Source organism: Streptosporangium fragile (genome assembly GCF_039534445.1).
GTDB lineage: Bacteria > Actinomycetota > Actinomycetes > Streptosporangiales > Streptosporangiaceae > Streptosporangium > Streptosporangium fragile.
In genome coordinates, this window is record NZ_BAAAVI010000080.1 from 1 (window position 1) to 6,621 (window position 6,621).

At 71.7% G+C, this 6,621-nt stretch carries 4 protein-coding genes; 2 read left to right on the plus strand and 2 right to left on the minus strand.

Annotated elements, in window-relative coordinates; genetic code table 11:
* A partial coding sequence (locus ABD841_RS34695; protein WP_344980642.1) for a UbiA family prenyltransferase occupies positions 1 to 265 on the minus strand: 265 nt, incomplete at its 3' end.
* Positions 262 to 1,410 carry an inositol-3-phosphate synthase gene (locus tag ABD841_RS34700; RefSeq protein ID WP_344980644.1) on the minus strand — a complete coding sequence of 383 codons (1,149 nt, stop codon included), beginning with the start codon at positions 1,408 to 1,410 and terminating at the stop codon, positions 262 to 264. The genes ABD841_RS34700 and ABD841_RS34695, both read right to left, overlap by 4 nt.
* 503 nt (positions 1,411 to 1,913) lie before the next feature.
* On the opposite strand from ABD841_RS34700, the gene ABD841_RS34705 reads away from it, so the two are divergent.
* A complete protein-coding gene (locus ABD841_RS34705; RefSeq protein ID WP_344980646.1) occupies positions 1,914 to 3,059 on the plus strand; it encodes a sugar phosphate isomerase/epimerase family protein in 1,146 nt (381 codons plus the stop codon).
* 134 nt (positions 3,060 to 3,193) lie between these two features.
* Entirely contained in the window at positions 3,194 to 6,526 is a 3,333-nt protein-coding gene (locus ABD841_RS34710) for a PQQ-dependent sugar dehydrogenase (protein ID WP_344980648.1), read from the plus strand.
* Positions 6,527 to 6,621: the final 95 nt, after the last annotated feature.

The following is a 6,621-nucleotide window of genomic DNA, read 5'->3' on the forward strand; positions in this document are numbered from 1 at the left end:
GCCCCGCGCCCGTCAGCCCGGCGGCGAGCCCGAGCGCGCCGCGCGGGCTGACGCGCCCGGAGGGGATGGGGCGTTCCGGGCGCTCGACGGCGTCGATCTCCCGGTCGGACCAGTCGTTGAGCGCCATGCCCGCCCAGTAGAGGAGCACGGACGCGGCGGCGAGACCGGGTGTGGCCCGGCGCCCGGCGGCGGGCGCGCCCGCCATGGTGTCACCGGGCACGGAGAGCGCGGCGGGCGCGCGGACCAGTTCGAGGACGGCCCTCATCGTCGCGGCTCCGCCGTCAGGCCGGCGGCGAACGCGCGCAGCCGGGCGTACTGGGCGGAGAGGTCGTGCTCGTCGGTTCCCAGGGGGTCTTTGAAGAAGTAGCCGAGTTCGGGGAGGACCCCGCGCCGGCCCGCCTCGTGGGCGCGGGCGACGAGGCGGGCGAGGTCGAGGACCAGCGGCGCCGCCAGCGCCGAGTCGCAGCCCTGCCAGGTGAACTGCATGGTCATCCGGACCCCGAGGAACCCCTCGAACGTCACGTGGTCCCAGGCGGTCTTCCACTCGCCGAGGTCGGGCACGTAGTCGATGTGCGTCTGGCCGTCGACGTCCCCGCCGAGGATCCCGGTGACGGCGCGTTCCTTCGAGACCGTCTTGCTCGCCCTGGCCGCGGGGTCGGCGAGGGTCGCCCCGTCTCCGCCGCCGAGCAGGTTGATCCCCGACCACGAGTGCACCCGCAGGGCCCGGCCGCCGAACATGGGCGCCAGGGCGCTCTTGACCAGGGTCTCCCCGGTCTTGCCGTCGCGTCCCGCGTACGGCACGCCCTCGCGCCGGGCCAGCTCGTCCAGCGCGGGCGGGGTGGGCCCGGGGGAGGGGGTGAACTCCACGTAACCGCAGCCCGCGCGGAAGGCGGCGTACGCGTAGAGGGAGCTGCCGGGCAGGACGTCCCGGCCGGCGGCCAGCGCCGCCTCCAGGTCGGCCAGGCGGTCGAACGGGACCTCGGCGGGCGCCTCGGTCGACGACACGTTGACCACGACGACGCGGGCGAGGCCGTGCCGGTCGCGGAACCCGGTGATGTCCGCGGCCAGCCGCTCGGCGGCCGCCTGCTGGGTCTCCCCGCCCGGGACGTAGCCGGGCCTGATCTCGGCCTCGGCCGCGTCGATCTCCCGGGCGAGCAGGGCGGGCAGCGCGCGCGGGACCACCCCGGCCTCGCTCAGCTGCTCGGCCCGCTTGCGCAGCGGGGTCTCGACGATGTCGTGGCCGCCGAAGACCAGGTCACCGAGGTGCGGCAGGTCTCCGGGGAAGTCCGGGGCCTCGGTGACGCACCCCCGGGCCGGCAGCGTTCCCGAACCGACGGCGGCGGCCCCGACCACGGCCGTGGTCGCCACGGATCCCCGCGCACCGACGAGCCAGACACCGATTGAGCGCACGGAAGATCTCCCATCTTTGGGGGGTTGATGGCGTGTTACCGCGATATTTCGTGATGCTAGAGCCGTCTTTCGTCACTGACAAGCAAAAGTTTTGCTCCGTGCGGCAAAAGCGTCCGGTCCCGCGTTCCTCCGCCGCGAGCGCCGGATGCCGGTCGCCGGACGCGCCATCCCGCGACTCCGCGCGGGGCGGTCCCCGGCGGGGCGCCGGCGGGGGTTCCCGCAGGGGTGCCGGACGTCGCTCCGGGCGGACACTTTGTCCACTCCCGAGAGAAAGATCGAGTGATCATGGCAAAACTCCTTCCAATCTAAGTAAAAGGGGCGTAACTTCCTCGCCAGGCTCCCCGCACAGCACCGACGGGTTGGAGGTGAGTCCGAACGGCCGCACGCACGGGAGGACTCCTCCGCATGTGCCAGCGATCCCGCGGCGTAGGGGAGCGGGCAGCGGCTCGGCCGAGGCGACCGGGGGTCAAGTGGTTCCGTCCACCCACATGGAGCAGTGAACGATGAGTGCACACGAAGAAGAGATCGAGATCGCCGGCGCGCTGCGCCGTGGGCTGGGGCTGAACCGGCGCCAGTTCCTCGCGGCCACGACAGGGGTCACGGCGGTGGCGGCCCTGGCGGGTCTGGGCCCGCTCGCGTCGGCCGCGCGAGCGGCCACGACCGGCGACCCGAACGGCACGCTGGTGCCGCCCGGCAAGCGCGGCATCATCCTCTACACCGTCCGCGACGCGATCTCGCGGGATCCGCTCTCGACGAACCTCCCGTCCGGCTTCCGGCGCGTGTTCGAGGAGCTCGCGCGGATCGGCTACAAGCAGGTGGAGTTCGCCGGCTACCGCCAGCACGCGAACGCCGAGGGCGGCGCCGACCTGGAGAGCCTCGAGGGCGCCCGGCTGCTGCGGCAGTGGCTCGACGACAACGGCCTGGAGGCCGAGGGCAACCACGGCTTCATCCCCGGTTCCTGGCCGCTCACGCAGGCCGACCTCGACCGGTTCAAGCGGCACCTGGAGATCGCCAACATCCTCGGCCTCGGGCACATGGGCACCGGTGGCGACCCCACGAACAGCGCCTACAAGGCCGACTGGGACATCGCCGCGGAGAAGTGGAACCACCTCGGCGAGCTCGCCTCCGCCGCCGGGATCAAGCTGTACACCCACAACCACGACGTGGCGTACAGCTTCCTCCTCGACAGCGGCCCGCTCGACGCGCTCGGCCGGCCCACCCGCTCGTCGGGCATCCGGAGGCTGGAGTACTTCCTCACGGTCACCGACCCCGAGAAGGTCTATCTCGAGATGGACATCTTCTGGGCGCACGTGGCCCAGTTCAAGCACCGCACGTTCACCGCCCCCGACGGCTCCGCGCAGACCGACGTCTTCGACCCCCTGGCGGTCGTGCGGGCGCAGCCCATCCGGTTCCCGCTGTTCCACGCCAAGGACGGGAAGTACAACCCGGCCACCGGCAACGGCTACGACATGGTGCCGTTCGGCACCGGTGACATCGACTACACCGCGTTCTTCGGCGGCACCGGAGCCAAGGGCTACCACAACCCGATGTACGAGCAGGACAACGCGCCCGGCGGGACGGCCGACCCGGGCCGCTCGCTCCAGTACGCCGAACTGAGCTACGCCAACATCGCCGCGCTGCGCGGCTGAGAGCCCGACGCGTCCCCCCGACGCGTCCCCCTGACGAGTCCGGCGGACCGCCACGTGATCGACACCGTTGCCGCGGCACGCGTGGCGGCCCGCCCCTTCCCTGACACCCCCCCTGCGAAGAGAAGGCGCAGTAAGTGAAGCGTACTCGAATGGCGCTCGGCGGCATCCTGACCGCTCTGACGCTCCCCCTGGCGGCGCTCGGCGCCGCACCCGCCCACGCCCATCCGGGACACGACCCGGCGACGGAGTGGACGGACTACGAGAAGATCACCCTGACCAAGAACGTCGGCGAGCCGATCGACATGGCGATCCTCCCCGACAAGCGGGTCCTGCACACCGCGCGCAACGGCGACATCCGGCTGACCGACCCCGCCACCGGCATCACCAAGATCATCAACACCATCCCCGTCTACGCGAACTCGGAGGACGGCCTCCAGACGATCGCGCTCGACCCCGGCTTCGCCGAGAACAAGTGGGTCTACGTCTACTACGCGCCGAAGAAGATGACGGCGCCGTACCCGGAGACCACCCCGACCGGGTCGGCGCCCAACTCGCTGCCCGCGGGCGCGGACGAGTCGTACTGGGACCAGTGGAAGGGCTACAACCAGCTCTCCCGGTTCAAGTGGACCGGTGACGCGCTCGACCTGTCCACCGAGCAGGTCATCATCAAGGTCGAGGTGCAGCGCGGGCAGTGCTGCCACGTCGGCGGCGACCTGGACTGGGACGCCGACGGCAACCTCTACCTCGCCACCGGCGACAACACCCCGGCCGGCACCCCGGGGGCCAACGGCATGGCGCCCAACAACGACGCTCCCGGGATGAACCCCGGGCTCGACGCGCGCCGCGGCGCGGGCAGCACCGACGACCTGCGCGGCAAGATCCTGCGGATCAAGGTCAAGGCGGACGGCTCCTACACGGTCCCCGAGGGCAACCTGTTCCCGCAGGGAACCGCCAAGACCCGCCCGGAGATCTTCGTGATGGGCGTGCGGAACCCCTTCCGCATGGACGTCGACGGGGAGACCGGCACGGTGTCGTGGGCCGACTACGGGCCGGACGCCGGCGCGCCGGACCCCGCCCGCGGGCCGCTCGGCTACGTCGAGTGGAACGTCACCCCCGTCAACAAGCCGATGAACGGGGGCTGGCCGTACTGCACCGGCGACAACTTCAACTACAACGACTGGAACTTCGCCACCTCGACGCCGCGTGAGTGGTTCGACTGCGCGGGCGGGGCGGCGAACACCTCGCGGTGGAACACCGGCCTGGCGAAGGTGCCGCCCGCGGTGCCGGCCGACCTGTACTACGGCGACAACAACACGCACCAGCCCGCCGCGTGGGCCGGGCTCACCGACTTCGAGGCGCAGGGCGGCCAGGGCCCGATGGGCGGCCCCGTCTACCACTACGACGCGTCGAACCCGTCGACCACGAAGTTCCCGGAGTACTGGGACAAGAAGTTCTTCTTCGCCGAGTTCTCCCAGGACTACCTCGCGGCGTTCACCGTGACGGGGCAGGACGGGCCGGTGACCGCGCTGGAGCAGTTCCTGCCGAACCGCACGCTGTCCACGATGGCGATGCCGATCACCGACAGCCCGATGGACATCGAGTTCGGCCCCGACGGGTCGCTGTACGTGCTCGACTACGGCGACGGCTTCTTCCGCGCGAACCCCGACGCCGGCCTCTACCGCATCGACTACGCGCCGGGGAACAAGACCCCCCAGGCGAAGATCACCGCCGACCGCTCCTCGGGCAGCACCGCGCCCCTCACCGTCGCGTTCAGCGGGGCCTCCTCCCGGGACGCCGAGCCGGGCACGCTGAAGTACGAGTGGGACTTCGACGGCAACGGCACCTTCGACGCCACGGGCGTGACGGCCTCGCACACCTACTCGGAGCTCGGGCAGTACACCGCCCGGCTGCGCGTGACCGACGAGGCGGGCAAGGCCGGGCTCACGTCGACCGAGATCACCGTGGGCAACACCGCGCCCACGGTGACCATCCAGAACCCCGGGAACGGCGCCTTCTTCGACTGGGGCAACGCGGTGCCGTTCAAGATCGGGGTCTCGGACAAGGAGGACGGCGACACCCCCGTGTGCAGCCGGGTGCAGTGGACCTTCGGCCTCGGCCACGACGAGCACGCCCACCCGGAGACGACCGGGACGGGCTGCACCGGCGGATGGCCGACACCGGCCAGCGCCCCCGAGCACGGCGAGACCGAGAAGATTTTCGGCGTCGTCGTCGTCAGCTACCGGGACAACGGTGCCGGTGACATCCCCGGAGCGCTGGGCGAGGCCACGCTCATCCTCAACCCGAAGCTGATGCAGGCCGAGCACGCCGACGCGAGCGAGGGCGTCACGAGGACCGAGGACGAGACCGCGTCCGCCCTGGCGAAGATCACATCGTTCGACGCCGGGGACTGGATCGCCTACGACCCGGTGAACTTCACCGGCGTCACCGCCGTGAAGACCCGGGCCTCCGGCGCGGGCACGCTGTCCCTGCGGTGGAACTCGCCGACGGCCGAGCCGTTCGCCACCGTCACCGTGCCCGCGGGGACGGGCTGGCAGACGGTGAACACCGCGCTCGCGAACGCCCCGTCCGGCAGCGGCAAGCTCTACGTCACCTCGACCGGCGGCGTGGACGTCGACTCCTTCACCTTCGAGGGCGACGGGGTCGCCGACAAGACGCCGCCGACCGTCACGGCGACGCTCAACCCGGCGGCGCCGAACGGTGAGAACGGCTGGTACACCGGGAACGTCACGCTGACGGTGACCGCGACCGACAACGTCGCGGTGGCGAGCCGGCAGTACTCGCTCAACGCCGGGGCGACCTGGTCCAGCGCCAACAACCCGGTGACCCTGAGCGCCGAGGGCGCCCACGAGGTGCGCTACCGGGCGACCGACACCGGCGGCAACGTCTCGACGGTCGGCACCGTCACGGTGCGGATCGACAAGACCGACCCGGCACTGTCGGTGAGCGGTGTGGAGTCCAAGAAGTACGGGGACTCCGCGTCGATCACGCCGGTCTTCTCGGCGTCGGACGCGGCGTCGGGCGTGGCGGGCGTGACGGCGACGGTCGGCGGCGAGGAGGTCGCCTCCGGTGAGCCGATCGCCCTGTGGCGGCTCGGGCTCGGCGAGCACAAGCTGGTCGTCACCGGCAAGGACAAGGCGGGCCGCACCACGAAGCAGACCGTCGAGTTCGAGGTCACGACCTCCTTCGCCGACGTGCGCGCGCTCCTCGCGGACTTCGGGGCGGCGGGCTCGGTGACGGCCGACGGCGCGGACGTCCTGGGCGCCCAGCTCGAGGTGGCCGCGAACCAGGCGGACAAGGACAAGCCGGAGAACGCGATCAAGGCACTGGAGCGGTTCGCGGACTTCGCCGGCGAGCCGCGCAACGTGACCGACGCGGCGGTGCGTGACGCGCTCGTCCGGGACGCGGAGGCGCTGATCGCGCAGCTGCGCGACCAGGCCGAGGGGTGACGGCGGTGCGGGGGGAGGGCCGTCCGGCCCTCCCCCCGCACCCCGTTCGGTCACCCCGTTCGGTCACCCCGTTCGGTCACCCCGTTCGGTCACCG

What these genes read in the sequence shown, in the direction of transcription:
- ABD841_RS34705 (WP_344980646.1), top strand. Translation starts at nt 1,914, where the DNA reads ATGAGTGCACACGAAGAAGAGATCGAGATCGCCGGCGCGCTGCGCCGT.